The sequence below is a fragment of the Paenibacillus sp. JJ1683 genome, from assembly GCF_053006485.1.
In genome coordinates this window covers 4,177,977-4,204,609 of sequence record NZ_CM129820.1, presented here as the reverse complement: position 1 = coordinate 4,204,609, position 26,633 = coordinate 4,177,977, and the positions used below count along the sequence as shown (strand labels likewise).

Here is a 26,633-nt window from a genome sequence, read left to right as displayed (position 1 = left end):
CATATGACATTCGACTTTTGTGGTATCTATATTACAACAAACCCCCGCTGTTGCCTTTATAGGCAGGCGGGGGTTTTAATGTTAATGAAAATTAGCCTCTGTTCATCTGTGTTTATACCAAATTAAAAGCTTTGGCCAGCAGACGGTAGGACTGAACACGTTTATTGAAGTCATGAATGGAAGAAACGACCAGTAATTCATCGGTACGATACTGCTCAGCCAGTCTTAGCAGCTGTTCCTTGCACTGCTCAGGAGTACCAACAACACGCCATGCTGCAGACTGGCGCAGCCGTTCACGATCAAATTCTGTATAGGGATAGGACATGGCTGTTTTCACCGATGGAAGAGAATTCATTTCTTTACCCTGCATGAGTAAAAGGAAATACAAACTAGCACTGGATGCCAGCTGCTCAGCTTCCTCTTCAGTTTCAGCGCAGGCTACCGTAACTGCCGCCATGGAGTGAGGCTTATCTCCTAAAATCGAAGGCATGAATTGCTCGTGGTAACGCGCGGTAGCTTCTACGCCGCCCGGAGTACCGAAAAATTGGGCAAAGGCGTAGGAGGCACCCATCATCGCGGCCAATCTGGCGCTCTCCCCGCTGGAGCCAAGCAACCATAATTCAGGAACGGTTGATATCATCGGGGAGGCATGAAGGCCAGCAAACCGATGATTGTCAGGCACCGAATCATGGAAATAGTCGATTAAATCTAGAATCTGCTGTGGATATTGTTCGACAGCTTGGTATTTCCCTTCCTGCAATGCGCGAGTAGCCAGCGGCAAGCCGCCTGGAGCACGTCCTATTCCCAAGTCAATGCGTCCAGGGTGGAGCGCCTCCAGTAACCGGAAGTTTTCAGCTACTTTATAGGCGCTATAGTGTGGCAGCATAATGCCGCCTGAACCCACACGAATCCGCGATGTGTGAGCAGCCAAATGGGCAATCAATACCTCGGGACTGGAGTGTGCTAGTGTTTTGGACGCATGATGCTCGGATACCCAATAACGGCTGTACCCCAGTTGATCAGCTTCACGCGCTAAATCTGTTGTATTAGACAATGCATCTTGAGCAGAACCGCCTTCAGGAATATGAGACTGGTCCAGTATACCCAGTTTAAGCATTTTACAATCACCTCTTACACAACTGTATCAAACACAACCCATTTGGTCAAAATTCAAAACTGGATAGGTTGGAGTTTGGGCATCTTTTCGTTATAATAAAGGATGCATAAGGGATGAGAGAACATCTCTGCTCATGGAGAGGGGATTACATTTGTGTTAAGAACACCTTTAGGGCGTGTCCGGTTCATGCTCTGGATTCAAGCTATAGCGTATTTGGCGATACTATTCACCCACCAGCCGCTGCAAGCTGCGGGCATGACCCAGGCGGTTATGGTGATTGGTAACATATACCGGGTGAGCTTTCTGTTGCTCCTCGTCGCTTTAATCTATGGAAAAACCGCACTGCATTGGTCTTTACGGCGGCCTCTTTTCATTATGTTTGCATCCTTCATTCCGTTTGGTCTAATGATTATGGATTTTGTTTGGGTGCGGAAATGGACAGGGGATTCGACAGCAGAACAGAGAACTGCATCGTAAACTTTACAGGAGAGGTGCTTCGCTGTGAACTGTCGAGGAGCTTGTCTATGGAAGCGAGATTGGCTCCGATGCAGTAGAAAGAACATTACGCAGATGGATGCGTGGTGTTCTTTCTACTGCATCGGAGGAAACCGTTAACTCAATGTAATGCTAAGGTTTGAACTAAAAATTCAGCCGTCTTGCGTCTGTGGAAACCTTCAACCCAATGTCCCGTGAACGGATAAATTTCAATCGTCTTTGGTGATTCAATGCGGTTGTAAGCAGCGAAAATCGTCTCTGGCATACACACTGTATCCTTCAACCCTACAGATACCATGACAGGGATACGAATGCGATGAGCTAGATTCATCACGTCAAAATAACTCAATGTATGTAGTACCTGCTCCAAATGCTCGGGGAAGCGGTTTGCGAATTCGGCAGCTTCTGTCAGTGAACTGGTAGAATTCATCATGCCAAAATCCATATGACACATATTAGGAATATCCGCTACCGTCGTAGCAACTTTATCGCTGAGCGCAGCCACCATTAATGCAAGTCCACCTCCCTGGCTGGCGCCACTGATTGCGATTTTAGCCGAATCGACGTCGGCTTGCTCCGCCGCCCAGTCTACGGCTCTAAGGGCATCGGTTGTAATCGTTTTGTAGTAGCAGGTATCCTTGTCCAATATTCCTTTCGTGACCCAGCCTTTAACGGTTCCGTGAGGGTCATTCCGACGGTCCCCCGTTTCTCCTCCCTGACCACGAACATCTACCGCCAATACAGCAAAACCAAGCATTAGCCAAGATGAGTAATCTTCAGGATAGCCCTTTCCGCCTGTGTAGCCATGAAACAGAACGATGCATGGCAGCTTCTGATCTCCAGCAAATCGGGGGCGTACATACCAGGCATGCAGAGGCGTATCATCGCTCCCCTCAAAAGTGACCCGATAGGCCATCATATGAGGATACGGTGTTTCTACGGGCGTTTTGAATGCACGTACAGGTTTGGCGTGAACTTCTTTCAGTGTTTTGTCCCAAAATAAATTCATATCTTTAGGGGTGGTAAGATCGGGAACGTACTGCTTCAATTCGGCAATTCTTTTTTCAATAACATTCATAATCAAAAATTCTCCTTCATATAGAATGAGTTCTCTTAGGCATTACTCGGTAAAGTGGATTTCTCCAGCTCGCTCAGCAGTTCAAATGCTCTTTCATTAGTGTCTCCGCATGTATCCTTATCCGCATGAAAGCCACTGCATACAGCAGGACGCTCAGGTTTTCCAAATAATTGGCAGCGGTAATCAGGCGTGAGTTGAGGGCAAGGAACACCAGCGGGTTTTCCGTCTGGCATGCCGGGAATAGGGGAAGAAATCGTAATGGCAATGCAACATGCAGCACATCCTACTCGACACTCCAGAGGGGGTCACTCCTTAATAATCTGTTATTTTTGTAACCTATGCATGAAGTGACTTCAGTGAAGCCATAATGTGAGGATGGCACAAAAAAAGCAGGAATACAAGGATAAACGGATAGGAGACACACTTTTCACACAAAGAGCATAAATAATCTGGGAGGCACGTAGGATGGTATCAAGCCCCCAAATCAGCGTACCATTGAGTGGTAATATTAACCATTTGGTCTCTGTGTGTTCAAAAGAAGTTCGAGTGGTTAATAATAGAACACAACGATAAAAACTAAAACGAGGTGACGCAAAATGAGTTGGTTATGGGCATTGATTGTTGGTGGTATTATTGGTTGGTTGGCAGGAATTATCGCAGGTCGTGATGTTCCGGGTGGTGTGATTGGTAACATCATCGCTGGTTTTATCGGTGGATGGTTGGGTAGCTTGATTCTGGGAGACTGGGGTCCTGAAATCGGATCGTTCTACATCGTTCCTGCATTAATTGGTGCGATTGTGCTAGTCGTGATTGTGAGCTTGATCTTCCGTTCCGTTGGACGGAGCAGAGGCTAACTTTACGAATTATTGAATAGACCCGTCCCGATGGGGCGCGAGTTAAAAATGGAAAAAAGCTGCTTCCGCAAGGTTCACAAATGAACCTGTGGGAGCAGCTTTTTTTTGAGATAAAGTTACATAGTTTCTATTGAAATCGTCTGATATGAGGAACAATTAGCACGCCCAGCACGATACACATGCCGATGGTTGCAAACATACCAATGGTGAGGATACCGCCAAGCTTGTCCGCCACGGCACCTACGGCCAGATAGCCGACAGGAAGCAGTGCGAAGGAAAACATCAAATCCAGACTGGCTACACGTCCAAAGGATTCAGCGGGAACTAATTCCTGCAGGCTTGTCTCCCAGATGATCGCAAAAATCATAATACCAAATCCTTCGAGCATCATGCTCATAATCAATCCTGGCATCCAGGTGACTATGGACAACAGCAGTAAGGCAAGACCGCTGACAAAAGCTCCTAAGTAAGCGAGCAGACCGCGGTGTTTCCAATGCTTGCGTGATCCATACACAAAGGCTCCCAACATGGCACCAATGCCACTACTTGCCATTGCGATGCCGTATACGACTGGATTATAGCCATGATGCACCTTGAACAGCCATGGGATGAGCACAGCGATAATACCTGAATAACAGATATTAATGAAAGAAAAGGCGAGTATCGTAATCCATAGCCAAGGATGGCTTTTAAGAATAGCAAAACCTGCTATAAAATCCTTGAGAAAATGTTGTCCACCCTGATCTTCCTGTTCTGAACCGGTCTGACGTTTGCCGATGATGGAGGCCAAATGAGCACTTAGCATCCAAAAACAGGCAAATGATACCAGGTAAGCGATAGAATCCAGTCCAAAGCCGACACCGGGAGAGGAAAAGGATACAATAAAGCCTCCTAGCGGAGGACCGAGTAGACGAACAGCTTGTATGCTGATTTGACTTAGCGCATTGGCAGCATTGCGGATGTCCGGTGTAAACACTTGTGCACGTAAGGCTGAATAAGCCGGATTAAAGATACCATCCATCAATCCGTACAACGCAAGGCCAACGAATAGGAACGGCAACTTCATCCCGTCCGTAAACATCAGCACCGAAGCAACGAACATCAGACCAAAGCGGGCGACATTCGTGAACAGAAGGAGGCGAATTCGGTCAATTCTGTCCACGATCATTCCTGCAAAAGGAAGAATAAGTACATTTGGCAGCATATAAACCGTCATCGCCAATCCCATGATGGTGGTCGAGCCTGTCAGAGAATAGATAACCAGTGGCAAAATGACTGTCGTGACGGAGCTTCCTAACATCGCGATCCAATGTCCAAGCCATAAGAGGGTGAACGCTTTGGATTGTTTTAAAGGTGAAGTAAAGGTAGCCCAGGCCGAGTGCCTTCCTTCAGGGGATAAAGTTGTATTTTGGGTATCCATGATCACACTCCGGTAAATATTTCTAATCTGTATATTAAAACCTATTATACGAAATCTCTTATGTAATGGTACACAAAAAGTTGCTGCGAGGGGAGTGAAGATGAATAGCCAGCCTATGATGGAGTCAACCTAGAATAGCATTAGATGATAAAAAAATATAACTTACCTTTTGGATAGGGATTATTGGATAAAAGCATTGACGTGCGAAAATGAATGATGTACTATTCAATGACCAGCCTGTGCTAGGTTATCAAGAAAAAGGGAAAGAGTGTGGATAACATGAAAAAATTTAGTTTTTTACCGATTGTACTCATCGTGATGGCATTGCTGGTTTCGGCTTGCGGCAACAATGATAAAGGCGCTAGCACGAATGATGCATCTACCGGAGGGAACGGTTCTAATAATGGAAAAGCAGATACAACGGCTGCAGCTACCCTTGAATCTGTAAAAGCGAGCGGCAAGCTGAGAATTGGTACGGAAGGTACCTATGCTCCGTTTACGTACCATGATGCTGCTGGCAAATTGACAGGCTTTGACGTCGATATTGCAACCGAAGTAAGTAAGCGGCTGGGTGTGCAACCGGAATTTATCGAGACACAATGGGACGGAATATTTGCAGGCTTGAACTCCAAGCGGTTTGACGCAGTATTCAATGAAGTGTCCATTACAGATGAGCGTAAGCAAAAATATGATTTCTCCGATCCGTACATTGTCTCCAAGGCGGTTCTGATCGTGAGTGAAGATAATACGGACATCCAAAAATTTGCTGATCTAAAAGGTAAAAAGGCTGGGCAATCCCTGACTAGCAACCTGACTCAAATCGCAAAAAGCAACGGGGCGGAAATTGTAGCAACCGAAGGATTCAACCAAGCTATTGACCTCCTCACTTCCAAACGGGTAGATGCGACCGTCAACGACGGATTATCCTATCTGGATCTGAAAAAGCAAAAGCCTGATGCTCCAATCAAAAAGGTGGACGAATCTTCGGATGCTTCACACAGCGCAGCAGTATTTAATAAAGGGAGCGAAGATTTGATCAAGGAAGTCAACAAAGCGTTGGCTGATATGAAGGCTGACGGTACGTATCTGAAAATTTCCGAAAAATATTTTGGAGCCGATGTGTCCAAATAATAAAGGATGTCTGTACAATGGATGATCGCCAAATACAAATTATTATGGATTCATTATTGCCTCTGCTAAAAGCAGGGGTTTCTTTTACGATTCCGCTCACACTGATCTCATTTGCTCTGGGACTTGTGCTGGCGCTAATCACTGCACTCGCCCGGTTGTCCAAATGGAGAATACTCAAGCTGATCTTCGGCTTCTATGTATGGGTGATTCGAGGAACTCCATTGCTGGTGCAATTGTATATTATTTTCTACGGTTTACCTTCTGTTGGTATTACACTGGACCCGTTTATTGCTTCAGTGATCGGCTTTACGCTTAGCGTGGGGGCCTACAGTTCTGAAATTATGCGTGCCGCTATTATTTCCATTCAAGAGGGTCAATGGGAGGCGGGATATTCCTTGGGGATGACACGCTGGCAAGTGCTGCGGCGGATCGTGCTTCCTCAAGCTTCCCGTGTATCCGTACCCCCGCTTGCCAACTCATTCATCAGCTTGGTAAAGGATACCTCACTGGCTGCCACCATCACCTACGTGGAAATGTTCAGAACGGCTAATCAGATTGTAGCTACCACCTACGAACCGCTATTAGTATATACCGAGGCTGGAGTTATTTACCTGCTATTTAGCACGATATTGACTGTGCTGCAAAATGATTTGGAAAAGCGTCTCAGCCGTTTTTCCATTAGATAAAGGAGATTGTACCGGTGATCCAAATTCGGAATATACACAAGTCGTTCGGCTCGCTGGAAGTGCTTAAGGGGATTGGCGTGACGCTCGATAAGGGAAAAGTGCTTGTGATTATCGGTCCTTCCGGTTCTGGTAAAACAACGCTTTTACGCTGCTTGAATTTGCTGGAAGTTCCCGATCAGGGAGAAATTCAGGTAGGTGATATTGCCCTGAATTTTGCGAAAGGAACGAAGCCTCGACAAGAAAACATTTTGGCGCTGCGTAAGCGGACAGGGATGGTATTTCAATCCTACAACCTCTTCCCGCATATGACTGCGATACAAAATGTGATGGAGGGGCAAGTCACGGTTCAGAAAAAAAGCAAGGACGAAGCGGGCAAACGTGCTTTGGAGCTGCTGAAGAAGGTAGGGTTGGCTGATAAAGCGGAATCCTATCCGCATCAATTGTCGGGAGGACAGCAACAACGGGTCGGTATTGCCCGGGCAATGGCGGTCGAACCTGAGGTGCTTTTGTTCGACGAGCCCACCTCTGCTCTTGATCCCGAGTTGGTAGGTGAGGTGCTCAAGGTCATAAAGCAATTGGCTGCCGAAGGAATGACGATGGTTATTGTCACCCATGAAATGAAATTTGCGGCAGAGGTTGCGGATCATGTAATCCTGATGGATCAGGGCGTAATCATTGAACAGGGTACGCCACATCAGGTGCTGGAGCAGCCGACCAGTCCACGGGCCATCCAGTTTTTGAATCGACTGAGTGGGGAAACTGAATAAACTGAACAGAAAGGCAGCTACAGCCGGGGGTTAAAAATAACGCCCAGGCCAGTAGCTACCTTTTATCTATCAGTAGTCCTCTTTTATTTCACTTTAATTTTTAATGTAATCAGAAAGGTAATCAAAAGAATACAACAGCCTGTTAGGAATGGAGCGAACATATTCGCATCAAATAAAAATCCCGCTAGAGTAGGACCCAAAATATTCCCCACACTCATATAGGCATTGTTCATACCAGCTACATATCCTTGCTCATTTCCTGCCATCTTCGACAATTGTGTATTAAGAGCTGGACGAAGCATAGCTGTGGCAAAGAAAATAAGGGAGGTCACAAGAAAGATACTCCAAAAGTCTTTGGCGAAGAGAAATAAAATATAAGCAGCAGAGGTGAAGAGAAGCGAGCCTTTGATCAACCTTTTTTCACCAAACTGCTTGATCATTTTAGCAACAACTAATGCCTGCATACCGACACCGATCACAGCACCTGCCGTTAGAAGGATTGAAATATGTTGCGGTGAGAATTGGAAGCGATCCGTTACATATAAGCCAAGAACGGATTCAAAGTTAGCGAGTCCAAAAGTCATCACCAGGACAATGACAAAGAACATCGCATATTTTGACTTTAATGATCTTGCATATTGTTTGAAAATAGATTCCCTTCGATGAGTTGTTGCCCGTGCTGCCTTCATTTGTTCTTTTGATAAGCTTTCAGGTAAATAAACGATTGAAAAAATAACTGCAATCATAGCTGTACCTGTTGCTGTATACAGCGGCACTCTCGTTCCATATCCTGCAAGAAGGCCGCCAAGTCCTGGACCAATGACAAATCCAAATGACATCGCTGCCGCTAGCAGGCTATTTCCTTTGGCACGTTCTTCGGTTGTTGTAATATCAGCTACATATGCCATCATGGGTGGAATAATCAGGGCTGCTGCAACTCCTTCCAGAAGTCTTGAGGTGTACAGCATCCACAGCTCATCCCCAATAGCAAACATAAATTTAGCTACAGCAAAAATAATAACACCTACGACGATAAAAACTTTTCTCCCATATCGATCAGACAGCTGTCCAGTTATGGGAGAGAGCAAGAATTGCGTTATTCCATAGGCTGCTACCAATAAACCGATTGCTCGCCCACTGGCACCAAATTCAATGATCAATTCCGGAAGAATAGGGGTAATCAAACCAACGCCGACCATAACAATGAATATATTAATCATGAGAATTACGAGTATTCTTTTCATACAAAAAAACCTCCTTATCCATTAGTTCTGGATAGGAGGCAGACATACGAACAAGAAGATACACTGCTCCCGTCAAAGAAGCAATGCTCTTATCGTTAATACCCAAAAGCCTACACTAATCCTATCCAGAAAATTCGTAAGATTACGTTTTTTCTTTGGAAATAGGATTAGTAGATCATTGGCTTAAGGTCACCCTTTCGGTACTTTATTGTTTATCATCGTAACATAAATTTCATAATAAACAATAAAAGGATGGATTAGAAAAACCCAACTCTTCCTTCGGAGACATTTTTTAGCCAGTCCTGCTTGCGGCTTTTATCAAGCTCGCCTCGCATGCCTTTAATAATCAGCTCAATATCGGCTTTTCCTTGCTCATGCCATTCCAGAGCGGTACTGACATACAGTTCTCCGAGCTGAGCCAGGGAGAAGCCGTCCGTCATCGCTGCCGCCTTCTGTGTACCTGTCTCACCTGCAAAAACAAGGAAGTTACGCAGTTTAAGATACGCCAGTCGCAGCGCTTCATCAGGCAAACTGATTTCATAAGCTCGATCGAAGCGGCCCGCCCGGTTCATCAGACCCGGATCGATTTTCTCGGGATAATTGGTCGTTCCGATCAGGAAGATGCCCTCCTTGGATGTAGCGCCGTCGAGCGTATTCAGGAAAAAGGAACGAACCTCCTGAGGCATAGAATCAATGTCCTCAATGACCAGCACCATCGGAGCCAGGCGAGTAGCTGCCTCGAACACCTCTTTGACCGATTCGCTGGTTGTATATTCTGTAATTTGCCAGTAAGCAGCCGGACCCGGTACACTGCTGGCAATTGATTTCACAAGAGTTGTTTTACCGTTGCCCGGATGGCCGTATAGCAGAATCCCACGCTTGTAAGGAATGTTATAAGTCTGATAGAAGGTACGATCTGCTTCAAAAAACTGATCAAGTGATCGGAAGATATCCCGCTTGATTTCCGCCTTCAAAATCACGTCATCCCGTGTAATGGCGCGGGTTATCGGTTCTGCTTGCCGAGAGAGTCCACGGCTTGTATCGGTAAAGACAGTGACACGCTTCATATTTTGCTTGCGTTCACGACCGCGTACGCCTGCGAGGAAGCTTTGCAGCTCCTGATCGCCTATGGCAAATACGTAATCTTCATTGTATACGCCATTTTCACGGAAAAAGGGAACTCGTGCCAGTGCGATCCCCCACTTGGGATAGGCAAATACATTATTGCGCATCGACAGATGCACACCATATTCAGGCGTTGGCCCGTCATCGTCATATTGAATGGTGCGTTCCTCCAAACGATCGAAGACCCGTGCCACATGCTCCAGATCAGGGCTGCCTGAACGAATATCCTCCTCCAGCAGATCCCAATATTCAATATTGGGATCATCACTGGCATACAGCTCATATTTTACGCCATAGCGGTTATAGAGTGCTTCACTAATACCGTCGATCAGACGGGCATAAGCGGCATAACCGGTAATGCGTCCATCTGTTCGTTCGTCAAATTCATAAATAGCTGGGATGTCTATACTCAACATTATTTTGCTCCTTTCAGGGCGGCCAGCGGTCTACATTTGGCTACAACGGCTGCGAGTCCTGCCCCGGTAACACTTTCAATAATATCATCTACATTTTTGTAGGCTTGTGGAGATTCGTCGATAATACTTTCCAGAGATGCCTGGTTGACCACAATTTCGTCGTCTGTCCCTACACCCAGGGCACCTGCAAAATCGTCTACACTTACAAGCCGCTTGGTCGCAGAACGCGAGCGAATACGGCCCGCTCCATGACAAATGGAGTGAAAGTTATCCTGACCGCCCGGTAAACCTACCATAATATAAGAGGCAGTCCCCATTGAGCCGGGGATCAGGGCTGGATGCCCTGTCGCCTGATAAGGCCGCGGATTGTCAGGGTGTCCTGCTGGAAGAGCGCGCGTCGCACCCTTACGATGCACAAATACACTGCCGTGATCCGGATGTGATTCCTCCCAAGCATAATTGTGCATCAGATCGTACAGCGTACGCAACTCGCACTTTGTACCAAAGACATCGCGGAAGGCTTCTCGCACGGAGTATGCAATCAGATGTCGGTTCACCACAGCATAATTCAGCGCTGAATACATCATATCCACATAATGTGCTGCCTCGGGATGATCCAGCGGTGCGAATACGAGTCTCGGGTCGGAGGTGCCGAGACCGAGACGGCTCATCGCTTTTGCGATGGCAGATGAACTGGACTGACTGACTGCTCCACCCCAAGCACGTGATCCGGAATGAATCATCACAGCCACCTGACCGTCGAACATCCCCCAAGCTTCAGCGACTTCTCTATTTTCTTCCGCAATTTCAATCGCCTGAATTTCGACAAAATGATTGCCTCCACCCAACGTGCCGAGCTGCCGATGAGCCCGGTGCCAAGTACGGTCTTCGACGAGATTCAGCACTTCCTCGTCAAAGGAGAACTTACTGTGCTCTACATGAGTCAGTGAGGTAGATTTCTTAGGAGTGTAGCTATCTGGAATATATTTATTAGGTAAGCCATGCAAACCCTTACGTACAATATGCTCCAGTCGTATATCCGAATAATGTCCGCGTTGGTGGGCTTCCATCGGCAAGTATTTGTCGATTGTCTTAACCAGCTTGCGGCGCAGCTTGATTTCCTTCAAAGCATCCTTGTGCAGATTGGTCAGGTGTACGCGCATGCCGCAGCCAATATCGCTGCCAACGATGGAGGGAGATACATAGCCGTCTTCCATTCCCCATACCGCAGTTGTACCGATGCAGGTTCCGACGCCTACATGTACATCTGGTGTATATCCCATATAGCGGATACCTGGAATTTGTAAATTGTTATTAGCCATCTCGAACACTTTGTAATCCAGTGAGGAGAAGAGTTGCTGCGAAGCGTACACGGTCAGATCCCCTGCCGGAAGCTTCATCAGGTGGCTGTATGGTCCTTCATGAAAAGATGAGTTGGTCGTAGGTTGTATATTCATAATAAATGGGTAGTTCCCTTCTTCATGTAAATTTATAACATCCTATAAAAAGATTCGAAAAAAACAAAAAAACCGCAGACTTGTCGTCTACGGCTTCGTGCACCGAAAGTGTCATTACATTTTATGATCAGTACATCATACAGTACATCATAAAAACATAAATAACCTGTTCTTTCAATAGCATATAAAAATAAAAAAGCCTGGTTCATCACGCCGTCAGACAGCGTGACATACCCATCATGTCGCCCGAACGGGGCCGATGAGACGAAATTTCGAATATGTGATTGTATCATGCTGACTGATTGTCATTATCGTGTAAAGCTTTGTCATGTCTGTCGGCCCCCTTTTCTTAAAGTTAATTGTTATGTTAATGGAAACCTGTGGAAGCTGTCAACCCTGAAAGATAAAAGTGTGGAAAAATGTGACTATACGCATGGTGAAGTGTGAGTAACATCATAGTTCAATTGACCCAAAACTGTTATTGTACTGAATATTCAAATATTCAGATATTGTTGATCGTTATGAAAACAATCTGTGAGGAGGACGGCGCAGGCATGGAAGGAGATCTCCAGAAGTTTAAGGCTGACTTTTTCAAAGCATTGGCTCACCCTCTGCGCATCCGCATTTTGGAGGTGCTGAGTGAAGGGGAACGGAATGTGAACGAGTTGCAGACTGCGCTCGGTTCCGAAGGTTCTGCCGTATCGCAGCAATTGGCTGTCTTACGGGCTAAAAATTTGGTGAACAGCTTCAAGGAAGGCACAACGGTCGTGTATTCACTACGTGATCCGCTCTTAACGGAGCTGCTAGCAGTGGCGCGGCAGATTTTTGACAATCATTTAGTCGAAGCTATCTCGTTGCTGGAAGGAATACGTAACGAGAAGTAATGCTACTACAGAAAAGAAGGGTTACAGGAATGAAGTGGATAGGAAGGTTCGAAGGCTATAACGCAGGGGCTTTACGAAAGGATCTAATTTCTGGAAGCATTGTAGCGATTGTGGCCATCCCGCTCGGTATGGCGTTCGCCATTGCATCGGGGGTAAAGCCGGAATATGGTCTGTACACAACCATTGTAGCGGGGATTTTGATTTCACTGCTGGGTGGGTCCAAATTTCAGATCGGAGGACCTACAGGTGCGTTTATTCCAATTTTGCTGGCTATTGTCATGCAATACGGCTATGAGAATTTGCTTATAGCAGGGTTTATGGCAGGCATCATACTCATTTTTATGGGTGTTTTAAGGCTGGGGGCATTGATCAAGTTCATTCCCAAGCCCGTAACCATTGGCTTTACAGCCGGGATTGCCGTGACGATCTTCAGTGGTCAGATTGCTAACTTTCTCGGTTTGCGTGGGGTAGAGCGACATGAAACTTTTCTGCCTTCGATGGCAGAGCTCGTCCATCGACTTCCTTCACTCAATGTGTATAGTATCCTGACAGCTTGTATCTGTCTTGCTGCGCTTATTCTAGTGCCTAAAAAATGGCCCAAGATACCTGGATCACTGGTCGGCCTGCTCTTGTCAACGTTGGTGGCAGCTTTGCTTTTTCCAGGGCAGGTGGCTACGATTGGCTCTGCTTATGGAGCAATTCCGGCATCATTGCCTGAGCTGCATATTCCTGTGATGACGTGGGAATTGATCGTGAAGCTGTTGCCGCCAGCACTTGTTATAGCGATGCTGGGTGCTATTGAATCGCTGCTTTCAGCGGTAGTAGCTGACGGGATGACGGGAACCCGGCATAACAGCAATCGCGAATTGGTTGGACAAGGGATTGCTAATTTGCTGACACCACTGTTTGGCGGCATTCCTGCGACAGGTGCCATTGCCCGTACGGCCACCAATATCCGCAACAACGCGGTTTCTCCGATGTCAGGCATTGTGCATGGGATCGTGGTGCTCCTCATTCTGGTGCTTTTTGCACCTTATGCATCTAATATTCCGTTGGCTAGTATGGCACCGGTATTGATGGTAGTCGCCTGGAATATGAGTGAGCGCAAGCATTTTGCGCACATTCTCAAAACACGGACAGCGGATTCTATTGTGCTGGTCGTCACCTTTTTGCTGACGGTTTTTACGACACTGACAACGGCTGTAGAGGTAGGTCTGATTCTGGCAATTGTATTGTTCGTCAAACGTATGAGCAGTACACTTTCAGTCGATAAGGTGCTACCTGACCCTTCTGTGAAGCATGAAAAAGTAGGCGCACATATGGTTACAGAGCAGCACGATTGTCCGCAGGTGGCTATTTACAATGTGGAAGGCCCCCTATTTTTCGGCGCAGCTTCGACGTTGGAGAACTCAGGTGTAGGGGGACAGACTGGCCACCTGCAAGGGATTTTGTTATTGCGAATGGGAAAGGTCCCTTTTATGGATATGACGGGAGAAGCTAACTTTACCGCATTAATTCACAAGTACCGGAAGTCTGGTGGGACAGTGCTTGTGTCCGGACTCCAGCCCCAACCGCTGGAGTTACTGCGGAAAACCGGATGCTACGACATGATCGGACAAAATCATTTTTTCGAACATACAGGAGAGGCCCTTACGGCAGCTCTTGCAATGGTGAATCAGGAGCGATGCAGGGGATGCAGGCAGATGGCTTTTCGAGAATGTACGAGCCTGTGTCGCAGAACCCAGGAAACCAAATCTTCCTTTCCAGAAGCCGTTTCGGTTCCCATACCTGTAAATAGCGGCAGATAGCATTCTTCTACATTTGCTGCTGATTGCCTCCTAAAACCTCTTTTATTTTCGAAACAAATGCGAGTTTTCTCGGTGCATTTGGTTGCGGATTATAGAAGAGGTTTTTCACTTCTTCAAGAAAAAAAGGAATAAAATTCAAAAAAATGCTTGAATATCTGTTTTTATGACACTATACTAGATTCAAAAGATACCAAATGATTCATTCTTTTGTTTTAAATTGTATTTTAATAATATGCTTATCAACCTCCTCGATCACTTCTAGTATCTTACCCTACCCTTTTCTTCATTTTTTTCACTTACTTTCTTCCAGACTTGTCCACAGTTCTGAATTGAATGTCGTTCCTTGCGGTCTGCACCAAAGGTTATTCACCTTAGAATATGACCTATGGATTTCACCCCAGAATCTATATTTTTAAAGGAGGTGAGTACCAGAGGCTATTTGTGAGCTTTTGACGCTGCTGTCGGAAGGTTGTCTTTGAGAATCACAAAAACCAAGTAAAGGGAGATGAAAAGTATTGATTAAGTGGAAAAATATCAAAAAGACACTGTCGGTCGGTTTTACCGCTATTCTTGCTTTTTCTCTGATTTCTCCGGTGTATGCAGATTCCAGCACAACCTCCTCAGCAGGAGCATCGTCGATTTCCGCCAAGGTTTCAGCCAAGCTGAACCAGCAATTCAGCGCCAGCGAGTATGTCACCTATCTGGTTAAATTAAAAGATCAAGTAGACACGGAGTCTGTTGCCAAGCACGCTTTTCAGAAGGCTTCTGCCGAGCAGATTTCCCCCGCTGCTGCTAAGCTATCTGTACGTACAACGGTTGTAAACTCTCTCATGGATACCGCAGAAAAAACTCAACAATCCGTGGAAGAATACTTAAAGAAGGAAGTCAATAACGGAAACGTCAAAAAATATAAGAGTTACTTTATCGTAAACGCATTTGCGGTAACCAGTACCAAAGAGGTCATGGAAAATCTCGCCACCCTACCTGAGATCGACAAAATTTTACCAGATGAAAAGCGCGAGTTGCAAAAGGTAGAAATCGATAAGGATACCCAGCCGATAGGGGAGCAATCAACAGCAGGCCAAGCAGTGGCAGATCAAACTGCTGTTGACCCGGCTGTGACGGAAGAAAATGCACAAAAATCGGTGCAAGAATCCGTGTATAAAGATGCAGTAACGCCAAGTCGTGTGGAGTGGAATATTTCTAAGATTAAAGCACCACAGGTGTGGGCCAAAGGTATTGATGGCAAAGGCATTGTCGTTGCCAATCTGGATACAGGTGTTGAATATACTCACCCGGCATTGAAAAGAAAATGGCGCGGGCTGAATGCTTCCGGTCAAGTCGTCAATCCAGAGCTGAGCTGGTATGATGCGGTTAATGGAGCATCGCTGCCAACAGATTCCCATGGACATGGTACACATACGATGGGGACAAGCGTTGGCTCAGACAGCAACGGTACGAATCAAATCGGTGTTGCTCCAGGGGCCAAGTGGATTGCCGTACGAGTATTCAATCCAGATACCACAGATTCCATCTTGCTGGATGGTGGGCAGTGGATTCTTGCACCTGTAGATAAAAACGGCAAAAAGCACCCTGAGCTTGCACTGGATGTGGTGAATAATTCTTGGGGCGGTGGACCTGGCCTGGACGAATGGTATCGCCCAGTGACCAAGGCGTGGAGAGCAGCACAAATTTTTCCTGAGTTCTCCGCAGGCAATACAACACTATCGAATCCCGGCGGACCTGGGTCTGTGGCCAATCCGGCTAACTTGCCAGAAGCCTATGCCACAGGAGCCACGGATATCAATAACAAGCTGGCAAGCTTCTCGTTGCGTGGTCCTTCTCCTTATGGCGAAGTGAAGCCAGAAATTTCGGCTCCTGGTGTAAACATTCGTTCCTCTGTACCGGGAGGAGTTTATGAGGGAGGCTGGAACGGTACCTCTATAGCAGGTCCGCATACGGCTGGATTAGCGGCATTACTGCTTCAGGCTAAACCATCATTAACTGTGGATCAATTGGAGGATGTTATTTCGAAAACCGCAACACCGCTGACAGACAGTCAGTATCCGACTTCACCCAACAACGGCTATGGAAATGGTCTGATCGATGCGCTTGCTGCGGTGAACTCCGTACTTAACTAAAAATAATCATAATCATAATCATACAGGTTTAAGAAAGATCCCCGAAAATCCCTTTGGGCGGCTCGTACAAGGATGCATGCACCTGCTAACCGTGTGTTGCACTATGGCGTAGCTGCTAAAAAGGGGTTTTCCTACATAAATGAATATAAAAGTCATAGAATTTCAAGAAAATTGCAAAAAAATGACTTGTATATCTGTTTTGATAACTTTATACTATCCATAATATATGATTTTATATCAATTTTTAATATAAAATGTAATGATATAACATGTTTTTTTCCTTCGAAATGCTTCTGCTTTTTCTCCTAGGTATCTACTGAATTTCATCGCTTCTCTATTGGGATTGTAAACTCACCTATGAAGTACTGCCATCTATGAAGTACTGCCATCTATGAACAGCCAAATATCTTTTTGAGCCTCTCTATAATCTATGAAGGAGGTGGTGGCTAACACATCGTATTGCGCAACCCGCGTGTTTGATGTGCAAGGCATGAGGTCTGACTCTTGTACAGGTTATTCCAGAATCATTAAACCTAGTAAAAGGAGTGGAGAAGTAATTGATTAAACCTAGACGTTTCAAGAAACCGTTATCTATTGGACTCTCTTTGCTTATGGCCTTTTCATTTGTTCAACCCGCTTTGGCGAAAAACACCCCGGATGGCTCCAAGCTGGAGCTGAAATCAGCCTCGCACAAGGTCACGACCGCGAAGGTATCCGCGAAGCTGACCAAACAGTTTGAGGAGAACAACTATGTTACCTATTTGGTCAAATTAAAAGAACAGGTAGATACGAACAAGGTTTCCAAAAATGCTCTTCAAAAGGCTTCACTTGAGAAAATAACACCTTCCGCTGCCAAAATGGCTGTGCGCAGCCATGTGATCAGCTCTCTACGTGAAACGGCTTCCAGAACCCAATACGGGCTTGAAAGTTATTTGGATAAGGAATCGGAGAGCGGCGGAGTAAAGGAATATAAAAGCTATTTTATAGTCAATGCTTTGGCTGTCACGAGCACCAAGGAGGTGCTGGATCATATCTCGAAGCTGCCTGAGGTCGATAAAATTGTACCGAATGAAACACGTTATCTGCAAAAGGTAACGGTTGATAAGCAGCCAGAGGACACAGGCACCAAAGCGGCTGGAACCGCAACGGCAGCAACAGCAGGAACGGCAAAGTCTGACACAGCCCAGAAAGCTGTAGAACCGGAAAAGGGCGATGGCAAAACATCGGCATTGCCCGGTAATACAGGCAAGAACGCTGTGGACCCGTCCACAGTGGAATGGAACATATCCCATATTAACGCACCACAAGTGTGGGAAAAAGGAATCGACGGAACCGGAATCGTGGTCGCCAACCTCGATACAGGCGTTGACTACACGCATCCGGCCCTGCATCGCAAATGGCGTGGTCTGGATGCGGCAGGCAATGTCGTGAATCCAGAATTGAGCTGGTATGATCCGCATAGTCATGCGGCGCTTCCGGTCGATCAGGAAGACGATTCCCATGGTACGCATACGATGGGCACGATGGTTGGCTCCGAGGAAAATGGAACGAACCGAGTGGGCGTTGCCCCCGGTGCGAAGTGGATTGCGGTGCGGATTTTTAATCCGGAAACGACGGATGCGATTATACTGGACGGTGGTCAATGGCTGCTTGCGCCAAAAGATGCCCAAGGTAATCTTCATCCCGAGCTTGCTCCAGACGTAGTGAACAACTCGTGGGGAGGCGGACCGGGTCTTGATGAATGGTTCCGGCCTGTAGTTCAGGCCTGGCGGGATGCTCAAATCTTCCCCGAATTCTCCGCAGGGAATACCTCCCTCTCCAATCCGGGCGGACCTGGATCGGTAGCCAATCCGGCCAACTATCCGGAATCCTTTGCCACGGGGGCAACCGATATCAATGATAAACTGGGAAGCTTTTCATTGCTGGGACCCTCACCTTACGGTGAGATCAAGCCCGAAGTCTCCGCACCGGGAGTAAATATCCGATCATCTGTAGCTGGTGGCGGTTATAAAGGTGGATATAACGGTACTTCCATGGCGGGTCCTCATGTTGCGGGTCTTGCTGCTTTATTGCTGCAAGCGAATCATTCTCTTACCGTGGATCAGCTGGAGGAAATTCTGGAAAACACAGCTACCCCTCGGACAGATAGTACATATCCTACTTCGCCAAACAATGGGTATGGACATGGCGTCATTAATGCACTTGATGCAGTCGGATCTGTCATGCAGGGTCTGGGCTCTGTATCCGGTAAAGTCGTAACGGGTGGCGACGATCTGGAAGCGCCTGTTCTTGAGCATACACCGCCTGCAGCTGCATTTGAGGGTATTGATATCCCTTTGACTGCACATGTAACGGACGATGTCGGCGTAACAGCCGTTGAGGCCTTTGCCAAAACAGCGGGTTCGTCAAACTATGTGTATATTCCGTTGGAGCGGACCTCTGGAGACAGCAAAGATGGTACATATCAAGCGTCCATTCCAACCTTTTTGGTGGATAGCAAAGGTTTGGAATACTATATCCGTGTAAATGATTTCGGTAATAATGGTTTTGAAACGGAAGTATATAAGGTGAATGTCTCCAAAGGTGTTAAACCAGGCTACACACAAGACTTTGAAAAAGACATTGCCGGTATTAATATCGGGGGTCAGGGTAGTGTTTGGAAATGGGGAACCCCGACAAGCGGCCCTAAAGGCGCACATTCGGGTACAAAGGTCATCGCGACCAATCTCGAAGGCCAATACCAGACCAACTCCAACAGTTATTTTGTGGCCCCTCCAATTGATCTGACTGAGAGTTCCAAAGGGGCACTGGTCAGCTTCAAGCATTGGTACGATCTTGAAAACAATTCTGATTTCGGCAAAGTGTTTGTAGCGACCACAAACAATCAGAATGCGTTTGAGCAGGTATTATCGTTTACTGGCACCAGCAATGGCTGGAAAACACAATATCTTGATTTGCGAGCGTTTGCGGGTCAAAAGGTATACCTCCTGTTCAACTTTACTAGTGACAATACAATCGTGAAAGATGGCTGGTATATTGACGATCTCTCCATTCAGGAACCAGACAGCGTTGCACCTGCTGCCCCTGGTCATTTGACTGCTGAAGCAGATACTGTGGGCAACGTTACACTCGCCTGGGGTGCTTCCTCTGATGAAGATGTGAAGCAGTACAAGGTGTATCGTTCAACCCAGTCCGGTAAAAATTATACTTCCATCGGTACAACCTCTGGGCTGACCTACACGGATACGATCACTGTCGGTGGTGCGACCTATCATTATGCAGTGGCGGCCGAGGATTATAGCGGTAACGAAGGTGTCAAGTCGAACGAGGCTTCATTAAGAGTGGACGTGCCGGATACGCTGTATAGCGATCATTTTGATGGCAGTTCAGACAATGGTTGGACTCATTCCGGGACCAAGGATGAGTGGGAACGCGGCATTCCTAAGGAAGTAGGACCGGAAAGCGCAGTGTCCAAACCGAATGTGTGGGCCACCGATCTCGATAGCAACTATGAGAACGGTGCTGATTTTTCACTGGTTTCTCCAAAAATTAATTTGAATGGTATACGCAACGCAACACTGACCTTCAACCACTGGTTTGAAATTGAAGGCGGCTATGATTACGGATATGTAGAAGTGTCCAAAAACAATGGCGACACGTGGAGTGAGCTGGGTAAGTTCTCGCATAATACAAGTGGTAAAAAATGGGCACCTGTTTATTACAATCTGGACAGCTATACCGGCAATGAGATTCAAGTTCGCTTCCGCTTGAAATCGGATAACAGTGTGAACAAGAATGGCTGGTATATTGACGATTTCCGTGTGCTAGGTGTTCCAGCTTCGACAGTGACCAAGGATATCGTACCTGAGTCCAATATCAAGCTGGAAAAAGCAGAAGAACAATTCCCACTGTACAAAATTACAAGCACTGAAAAGAGTGAATTTCAGGAAAAAGTGAAGCCGGCAGAAGCATCAGTGGATCGTGGACGTGTCGGTCTCGACAGTCTTCCAGCTAGTGCTACGGTTACGGTACTGGAAACCGGACGTTCGGTGAAAACAGACCCAACCACGGGCAAATACAGCTTCACTCATGTAGCGGGTGACTATACGCTGAAGGCCGAAGCCTACGGTTACGTGCCTCAGACGAAGGCAGTTACGATTGAAAATAACAAAGTCATCAGAGCAAACTTTAGTCTCCAGGCTGTCCCACATGGTACGATTCACGGGGTCATCACCGACAAGCAATCTGGTGAACCGATCCAAAAAGCGAAAGTATTGGTGCTGGAGGATGCACGTATTGCTCCTGTAGAGACGAATGAGGCTGGAGAATTTACGCTGGACGTGCTGGAAGGAACATACACATTGTCCATCGCAGCCGAAAATTACTATAGTGACAGTATTTCCGTTACGGCTCCTCCAAACGGCAGTGTAGAAGCGAATGTCACGTTGAAGCCTTTCATCGGTTTTCAAGGAGGCATCGCCTATGATGACGGTACAGGAGAAAATGCCAGAGCCTTTAACGCGGCAGGCAATTCATGGGCAGTGAGAATGACACCTGAGTCGGAAGTGGCACAGGTGACAGGAGCATCACTGTTGTTCTGGAACTCTGCTTTCCCGAATCCGGGAGGAACAGCATTCCAATATTCTGTCTATGACGCCTCTGGTGCAGCAGGAGCACCTGGACGTCTATTGGCTGGTCCATTCGACGGAACAGCTGTACGGGATGAGACACAATGGACGACGGTACAGCTTCCAGAGCCGGTGACGGTTCAAGGCGATTTCTATATTGTATATACACAGTCTGCGGTAGGCACACAGTCGCCGGGCCTTGCTACAGATGAAAACAGCCCCAATGCGCTTCGTAGCTGGCAAGGTGTAAGCGGCACATGGAGCCAATCCCCTGAAGAGGAAGGGAACTACATGATCCGGGCGATCGTCAGATATCCGGTCAACGCTCCAACGATTACAACTCCTACGAAGGCAACGTATACGCAGGAGGATACGATTACCGTAACAGGAACTTCTCCGGCAGAAGGGGCTGATATTCAGCTCTTTAACGGCAAAGAGTTGGCTGGCACAACGAAAGTGAAGGATCGTCAATTCAGTTTGGCGGTCGATCTTCAGCCAGGTGCTAATCCGCTAAGTGTTCAAGCGGCGGTATACGGCAAAGTAACGGATCGTTCCGAGCCGGTGGTTGTAACGCTCGATCAGACTAAACCGGGTCTGATCCTGACTTCGCCTGGTGAGGGAGCACGTACGAACGCAGGTGTGGTCAGTGTAACCGGTACGGTGTATGACGAGTTCCTCAGTGAATTGACGATTAACGGCGAGCCTGCTGAATTCGGAAGCGACGGCAGCTTTAACAAACGTTTGCTTATCAACGAAGGTGAAAACCAAATTACGGTAACGGCCAAAGATCTTGCCGAAAACGAAACGAGTGTTACACGCTCGGTGTATGTCGATACAGCGCTGCCGAAACTTGAAAATATTAGTCCTGCTGAGGATGTACGTATCACTCCAGGGCAGCCGGTACGGGTATCTTTTGACAGTGCATCTGGTTTGGAGGCATCCTTCCATGTGGAGTTGCCCTTTAACCTGTCCACTTTGGCCCGTAATGAAATTCCATTAAATGAAACTTCATCAGGTCACTATGAAGGTATTTATCTCACTTCATCTTCTCTGAACCTGGAAGGCGGAGTCATCGTGATCCGGGTAAGGGATGCAGCGGGGAATGAAGTGGAAACGGAGGCGCCGGGAAGATTGTATGTAACCCATGGTGGAGGAGAGGGCCCTGGTCCGAATCCACCTACATCGAATGAAAAGCCGGTAGCTATTATCCAGGCGAATGACTCAGCCAAGAAGAACAAAAATGTACAATTTAACGCCAAAGCCTCCCGTGATGCAGATGGTGAGATCGTCAGCTACAGTTGGAATTTTGGCGATGGCGATACGGCGGTTGGTTCGAAAGTGAAGCATAAATTCACCACAGCCGGAACGTATACCGTGGAGCTAACAGTGACGGATAATGACGGCGCAAACGGTAAGGCAGTGCACACCATCACGATCCGTTAACAGCAAGTAAGAGCAGGGGATAGAAGATTTTTTAGAATGCAATGCAGGCCCACAGCAAGCCACTGTTAATAGAGGCTGCTGTGGGCCTTTTTTAATTTGTCCAACAGTTCAGGAAGCGATACAATGAATAGTACTCTATAAAGTGAATCGTTTCACAATAATATTTTTTAGCAGGAGAGGATCATATGATTCATTTGGAAAAAGAAAGCGGACGTATCCGTCTTGTACTCGATGCCTATTTTATGGGAGAAGATATCGTTGTGCTCATATCAGGCGGTGATCAGCCTCACTTGGGGACGATTACAGCAGGGGCTAGGCTTGAGCCGATTCAAACCGTGCAATTGCAAAATCACAAGGAATTTTATATTACTGAAGAAATTGCAGTTCGCTTGCGTAAAGAGTTTGCGGGTAACTTCGCCATTTGCTGCGGGACGCATTTGGATCATGCAACCAAGGACGAAATCCGAATGTTGACAGACATGGCTATACAAATGGGAAAAGAGCTCATTGAAGAACTTAAGCAAGTACGCTTGTAGCGACCTTTTTAAGTGAACTCCTGAAAGAGTAGATTGCGATAGGGATATTTACTAAAGGGATACTTAAAGAGCAATGCAAATCCATTATCCTCAATGTCTACAGATTTTAGCGCAGAGGATGGAATTAAACTACGGATCATTACCTGAACTGCACGCTGGTCTTGCCTGTTGATCGCTTTGGCTAAGGCAGAAGCAAAGCATTCATTGCGTGCCAATTCGCGATACAGCGGAAAAACGGCTTTGGCAATGGCGCGATGAACCTTCGGTTCAAATGTAAACTGCACCATCCCGGGTGGAATCGTCGTACCGTTCGTATAATAAAGCATTGGTGGCTGAGCTAAAAAGGAAACAAAGTAGCCGATCCCATTCGTGCCTAAGCCTTGCTTGGCGGCAAATGGCGCTACTGAGCAGAGAAGGGATTTCATCCGATCCAAATTACCCTGAACGACAGCTCGTGACCATTGGACGGCAAAAGCACGTCGGGTTGCAATAGCTTTGTAAAATGGCAGCATGGCGGCGGATATTTTCCGAAGTGTCTCTGCATGTAAACGTTGGTGAGGCGAGCCCTTTCTGCGGGATGTTCCACGATATAACATAGCTCCGTCCTCCTTGGCAGGATGCTCTCATGGAGCGCAATTTATCTGTAATAGGTACAATACTGTATGCCCGGTTATCTCAAAAAGTGCTAAGATGCTATGTTGCTACTTTTTAACGTTCTAATTTGAAAAATTGAAATAAGTACTGTCCTGATTTGTAAGATTGTGGTACCCTAGAACTTATATATTGCTATTATAATTATTGGAGTTGAATTAAACAGATGAGTGACTTGTACAAGGAGCCTCGATCTTCCGATCCCTTTCAGGAGCCGAACGATTATAACGCCCCATTTAACCAGCCCCCAGTAGTTCCACCTACAAATAGTAAAGCTGTTGCGTCGATGGTGCTCGGGATTTTATCTGTTGTCATTCCCTATCTTGGGTTGATCATCGGAATTGTAGGTATTATTTTGTCCAGTCTTTCCCTGAAGGAAATTAATCGTCATGGTGAGCAAGGCAGAGGCATGGCTATTGCTGGACTGGTATGTAGTATTATCGGCACACTAATTTATGCACTGATTATCATTTTCTTGGTTATTGTTTTTGTTGTGGCGGCTTCCAGTGGCGACTCGGATATTTTTTCAGACATTTAATGAATTAAAGAATGCTTGAGTCAGACTAACCATTCACGATTTGCCTATTGGATGCTATGATAGAGGGAGTCCAATCAAGGAGAGTGAAGCTGTATGGCACGTACTCAAACACAAAAAGCGTTAAGCAAGGCGAAACGCGCCGGGATCTATTGCGCGGCACAGAGCCGCAAAACGAATGATCATTATGGCGAGATTTCACAGCACACGCGAATGAAGCCGACCAAGCAGGAACAATTACAAAAGGTCAAGCACAAGAAGCGACTCGTTCAGGGTGACGCTTCTTTTTTTGTCTTAAGCGAAGTCGAAAAACTTCAAGGAAGTGAATGTATAGGAACGGGTAGTATTTTCTATAATATAGCTCAAAAAGAACTTGATAATAATTATCATTCTTGTTAGAATCATAAGAAAGAAGGAACCCTGGCAGGGGCTCCTTCATGATAAAGCTGTGGTTTGGCTTGAAAACTAAGGACTACTTTGCTTCAAAGGTTTTGCAGTCTGTTTCTTCGGACGTGTGAGTGTTCGCAGGCTTGTTGCTTACGATATAAATGGAGCTTGCGCTGCATTTATTATCCTGAGCCCAGTACGTGCATGAGTTGACTTCGCACAGAACGTCTTTTGCCATATTGTTCACCTCCTTATAGGAATGTGATGGGCTGAGCAAATACAATCACAGTCAGTCAAGGTAGGACTTGTCCAGCTGTGTGTACCCTCTTGGTAAGAAGAGGGATTTTGCTATGCCTACTTGTACAATATCAAAACAATTTTAAAATTGCAATGTTTGCGTCATGTTGCAGAGCCAAATAGACACAAGAGTTCCTTTTAATTAAAAAACAAAAGCTGTCCCTATGCAGAACGAAATGTTCTTCTGCCGGAGACAGCTTTTTTATGTTTTTCTAAACGAATGGCGGCACTAAAAGACTTAGCGCACGTTAGGAATATTTACGATGGGATCAATATCAGCATCATACTCTACACCTTCGAATTCAAAGCCGAACAGCTGGAAAAATTCGCGACGATATCCTTCAAGATCGGATAATTCATAGATATTTTGGGTCGTCAGTTCCTCCCATATGTTCGCAACTTCTGCCTGCACATCCTCGCGCAATTCCCAATCATCAATGCGAATGCGACCCTCTTCATCTACAGTAGTTTCTGGGGCGTACAGACGCTCGGCAAATAGGCGGTAGCTCTGTTCTATGCACCCCTCATGCAGCCCTTTTTCCTTCATCACCTTATACAAAGCGGAAATATACAGAGGAACGACAGGGATGGCCGAGCTGGATTGGGTAACGAGTCCTTTGGTGACTGCGACGAAGGCGCGTCCACCTGTGGTTTTCAGCTGGTCGTTCAGTTGGCGTGCTGTCGCCTCCAGATGATCTTTTGCGCTTCCGATACTGCCTTCTCTGTAGATGGCTTGGGTAATATCTGAACCGATATACGAAAAAGAGAAGGTAGTGGCGTTATCAGCGAGTACACCGCCTGCACGCAAAGCGTCAATCCACAATTTCCAATCCTCACCGCCCATAACCTCTATAGTCCCCTGGACTTCTTCTTCTGTAGCCGGTTCGAGCGTCACGCTGCTGACTTCACCGGTGTGGAAGTTAACGGTCTTATTCGTGTAGGGCTCACCAATCGGTTTGAGCACGGAATTAGACGTTTCGCCTGTGCGGGGATGGGTACGGCGACCTGAAGCAACACTGTAAACCACCAGATCGACTTGTCCCAGTTCTTCACGAATGGCTTCCACCGTTTTGGCTTTGACTTCATCCGAGAAGGCGTCTCCTGTCACGCTTAAAGATTTAAGCCCAGCTTCCTGAGCGGCTTTTTCAAATGCAGCAGAATTGTACCAGCCTGCTGATGCTGTGCGTGTAGCCGTAGCATTGCTAGGACGATATACACCAATTGTATTGGCACGCGCACCGAAAGCGGCCGTAATTCGAGAAGCCAACCCATATCCGGCAGATGCCCCGATCACAAGCACATTACGAGGTCCGTGGATAGCAGGACGGGCTTGTACATAGTCAATTTGCTCCTGAACATGTTGGGCACAGCCCACCGGATGAGCAGTGGTGCAGATAAAGCCACGTGTTCTTGGTTTGATAATCATGTTATTGTAATTCCTCTCTTCTTGTAGCAATCTTCACCCTTACTATTTTAACTTTTAACAATTTTTTTTCAAACGTGGATTTCAGTAAGTATCCTTTTTACCCAAAA

General features: G+C 46.5%; 22 protein-coding genes. 12 read left to right on the top strand and 10 right to left on the bottom strand.

Going from position 1 to position 26,633, the window contains the following annotated elements; translation table 11 throughout:
- Nucleotides 1-112 precede the first annotated feature (112 nt).
- Complete coding sequence (locus ACUC6J_RS17975) at nucleotides 113-1,117, bottom strand: LLM class flavin-dependent oxidoreductase (RefSeq protein ID WP_016818684.1); 1,005 nt, start codon at nucleotides 1,115-1,117, stop codon at nucleotides 113-115.
- Between the two features lie 153 nt (nucleotides 1,118-1,270).
- Here ACUC6J_RS17975 and ACUC6J_RS17970 point away from each other — a divergent pair, with 153 nt between their 5' ends.
- A complete protein-coding gene (locus ACUC6J_RS17970; RefSeq protein WP_447249229.1) occupies nucleotides 1,271-1,594 on the top strand; it encodes a DUF3817 domain-containing protein in 324 nt (107 codons plus the stop codon).
- A gap of 139 nt (nucleotides 1,595-1,733) precedes the next feature.
- Here ACUC6J_RS17970 and ACUC6J_RS17965 read toward each other — a convergent pair whose 3' ends face one another.
- Nucleotides 1,734-2,690, bottom strand: a complete 957-nt coding sequence (locus ACUC6J_RS17965) for an acetylxylan esterase (protein ID WP_447249228.1) — start codon at nucleotides 2,688-2,690, stop codon at nucleotides 1,734-1,736.
- A gap of 35 nt (nucleotides 2,691-2,725) precedes the next feature.
- Entirely contained in the window at nucleotides 2,726-2,989 is a 264-nt protein-coding gene (locus tag ACUC6J_RS17960; protein ID WP_174822001.1) for a YkgJ family cysteine cluster protein, read from the bottom strand.
- A gap of 297 nt (nucleotides 2,990-3,286) precedes the next feature.
- Here ACUC6J_RS17960 and ACUC6J_RS17955 point away from each other — a divergent pair, with 297 nt between their 5' ends.
- The gene (locus tag ACUC6J_RS17955) at nucleotides 3,287-3,544 is read left to right on the top strand and encodes a GlsB/YeaQ/YmgE family stress response membrane protein (protein ID WP_013372531.1); all 258 of its coding nucleotides are present in this window, start codon (nucleotides 3,287-3,289) and stop codon (nucleotides 3,542-3,544) included.
- Nucleotides 3,545-3,671: 127 nt separating this feature from the next.
- Here the strand turns inward: ACUC6J_RS17955 and ACUC6J_RS17950 are convergent, their stop codons facing one another.
- A complete protein-coding gene (locus ACUC6J_RS17950; RefSeq protein ID WP_025365568.1) occupies nucleotides 3,672-4,964 on the bottom strand; it encodes an MFS transporter in 1,293 nt (430 codons plus the stop codon).
- A 279-nt stretch (nucleotides 4,965-5,243) separates the two neighbouring features.
- On the opposite strand from ACUC6J_RS17950, the gene ACUC6J_RS17945 reads away from it, so the two are divergent.
- The 3 genes from ACUC6J_RS17945 to ACUC6J_RS17935 are packed head-to-tail and all read left to right on the top strand — an operon-like array spanning nucleotide 5,244 to nucleotide 7,548.
- A complete protein-coding gene (locus ACUC6J_RS17945; RefSeq protein ID WP_167438596.1) occupies nucleotides 5,244-6,095 on the top strand; it encodes an amino acid ABC transporter substrate-binding protein in 852 nt (283 codons plus the stop codon).
- Nucleotides 6,096-6,112: 17 nt separating this feature from the next.
- A complete protein-coding gene (locus tag ACUC6J_RS17940) occupies nucleotides 6,113-6,781 on the top strand; it encodes an amino acid ABC transporter permease (RefSeq protein WP_016818689.1) in 669 nt (222 codons plus the stop codon).
- 14 nt (nucleotides 6,782-6,795) lie between these two features.
- Complete coding sequence (locus ACUC6J_RS17935) at nucleotides 6,796-7,548, top strand: amino acid ABC transporter ATP-binding protein (protein WP_447249227.1); 753 nt, start codon at nucleotides 6,796-6,798, stop codon at nucleotides 7,546-7,548.
- Nucleotides 7,549-7,631: 83 nt separating this feature from the next.
- Here the strand turns inward: ACUC6J_RS17935 and ACUC6J_RS17930 are convergent, their stop codons facing one another.
- The 3 genes from ACUC6J_RS17930 to ACUC6J_RS17920 all read right to left on the bottom strand — a co-directional run bounded on the left by ACUC6J_RS17930 (nucleotide 7,632) and on the right by ACUC6J_RS17920 (nucleotide 11,790).
- Nucleotides 7,632-8,792 (bottom strand): MFS transporter, encoded by a 1,161-nt coding sequence (locus tag ACUC6J_RS17930; RefSeq protein ID WP_330720525.1) that lies wholly within the window; start codon nucleotides 8,790-8,792, stop codon nucleotides 7,632-7,634.
- A 257-nt stretch (nucleotides 8,793-9,049) separates the two neighbouring features.
- Nucleotides 9,050-10,333 (bottom strand): AAA family ATPase, encoded by a 1,284-nt coding sequence (locus ACUC6J_RS17925; protein WP_017426772.1) that lies wholly within the window; start codon nucleotides 10,331-10,333, stop codon nucleotides 9,050-9,052.
- Nucleotides 10,333-11,790, bottom strand: coding sequence for an RtcB family protein (locus tag ACUC6J_RS17920; RefSeq protein ID WP_017426773.1), 1,458 nt, complete (start codon nucleotides 11,788-11,790; stop codon nucleotides 10,333-10,335). The genes ACUC6J_RS17925 and ACUC6J_RS17920 overlap by 1 nt, the downstream gene beginning before the upstream one ends.
- 554 nt (nucleotides 11,791-12,344) lie before the next feature.
- On the opposite strand from ACUC6J_RS17920, the gene ACUC6J_RS17915 reads away from it, so the two are divergent.
- The 5 genes from ACUC6J_RS17915 to lpdD all read left to right on the top strand — a co-directional run bounded on the left by ACUC6J_RS17915 (nucleotide 12,345) and on the right by lpdD (nucleotide 23,230).
- Nucleotides 12,345-12,674, top strand: a complete 330-nt coding sequence (locus ACUC6J_RS17915; protein ID WP_016818694.1) for an ArsR/SmtB family transcription factor — start codon at nucleotides 12,345-12,347, stop codon at nucleotides 12,672-12,674.
- A 29-nt stretch (nucleotides 12,675-12,703) separates the two neighbouring features.
- Nucleotides 12,704-14,482, top strand: coding sequence for a SulP family inorganic anion transporter (locus ACUC6J_RS17910; protein ID WP_447249226.1), 1,779 nt, complete (start codon nucleotides 12,704-12,706; stop codon nucleotides 14,480-14,482).
- 515 nt (nucleotides 14,483-14,997) lie between these two features.
- Nucleotides 14,998-16,623: a S8 family serine peptidase gene (locus tag ACUC6J_RS17905; RefSeq protein WP_447249225.1), complete on the top strand. Its 1,626-nt coding sequence runs from the start codon at nucleotides 14,998-15,000 to the stop codon at nucleotides 16,621-16,623.
- 557 nt (nucleotides 16,624-17,180) lie between these two features.
- Entirely contained in the window at nucleotides 17,181-22,694 is a 5,514-nt protein-coding gene (locus ACUC6J_RS17900; RefSeq protein ID WP_447249224.1) for a S8 family serine peptidase, read from the top strand.
- Between the two features lie 185 nt (nucleotides 22,695-22,879).
- A complete protein-coding gene (lpdD, locus tag ACUC6J_RS17895) occupies nucleotides 22,880-23,230 on the top strand; it encodes a prenylated flavin chaperone LpdD (RefSeq protein WP_102998994.1) in 351 nt (116 codons plus the stop codon).
- An 8-nt stretch (nucleotides 23,231-23,238) separates the two neighbouring features.
- On the opposite strand, the gene ACUC6J_RS17890 is transcribed toward lpdD, so the two are convergent.
- Nucleotides 23,239-23,826 (bottom strand): hypothetical protein, encoded by a 588-nt coding sequence (locus ACUC6J_RS17890; RefSeq protein WP_016818699.1) that lies wholly within the window; start codon nucleotides 23,824-23,826, stop codon nucleotides 23,239-23,241.
- Nucleotides 23,827-24,047: 221 nt separating this feature from the next.
- Between ACUC6J_RS17890 and ACUC6J_RS17885 the strand changes: the two genes are divergently transcribed.
- Entirely contained in the window at nucleotides 24,048-24,419 is a 372-nt protein-coding gene (locus ACUC6J_RS17885; RefSeq protein ID WP_016818700.1) for a DUF4190 domain-containing protein, read from the top strand.
- A 93-nt stretch (nucleotides 24,420-24,512) separates the two neighbouring features.
- Nucleotides 24,513-24,815, top strand: a complete 303-nt coding sequence (locus ACUC6J_RS17880; protein ID WP_447249223.1) for a hypothetical protein — start codon at nucleotides 24,513-24,515, stop codon at nucleotides 24,813-24,815.
- A 73-nt stretch (nucleotides 24,816-24,888) separates the two neighbouring features.
- On the opposite strand, the gene ACUC6J_RS17875 is transcribed toward ACUC6J_RS17880, so the two are convergent.
- Both ACUC6J_RS17875 and fabV read right to left on the bottom strand, forming a co-directional pair.
- Nucleotides 24,889-25,041 carry a DUF1540 domain-containing protein gene (locus ACUC6J_RS17875; RefSeq protein WP_017426780.1) on the bottom strand — a complete coding sequence of 51 codons (153 nt, stop codon included), beginning with the start codon at nucleotides 25,039-25,041 and terminating at the stop codon, nucleotides 24,889-24,891.
- 297 nt (nucleotides 25,042-25,338) lie between these two features.
- On the bottom strand, nucleotides 25,339-26,526 hold the full coding sequence (gene fabV / locus ACUC6J_RS17870) for an enoyl-ACP reductase FabV (protein ID WP_447249222.1): 1,188 nt from the start codon (nucleotides 26,524-26,526) through the stop codon (nucleotides 25,339-25,341).
- Nucleotides 26,527-26,633 lie beyond the last annotated feature (107 nt).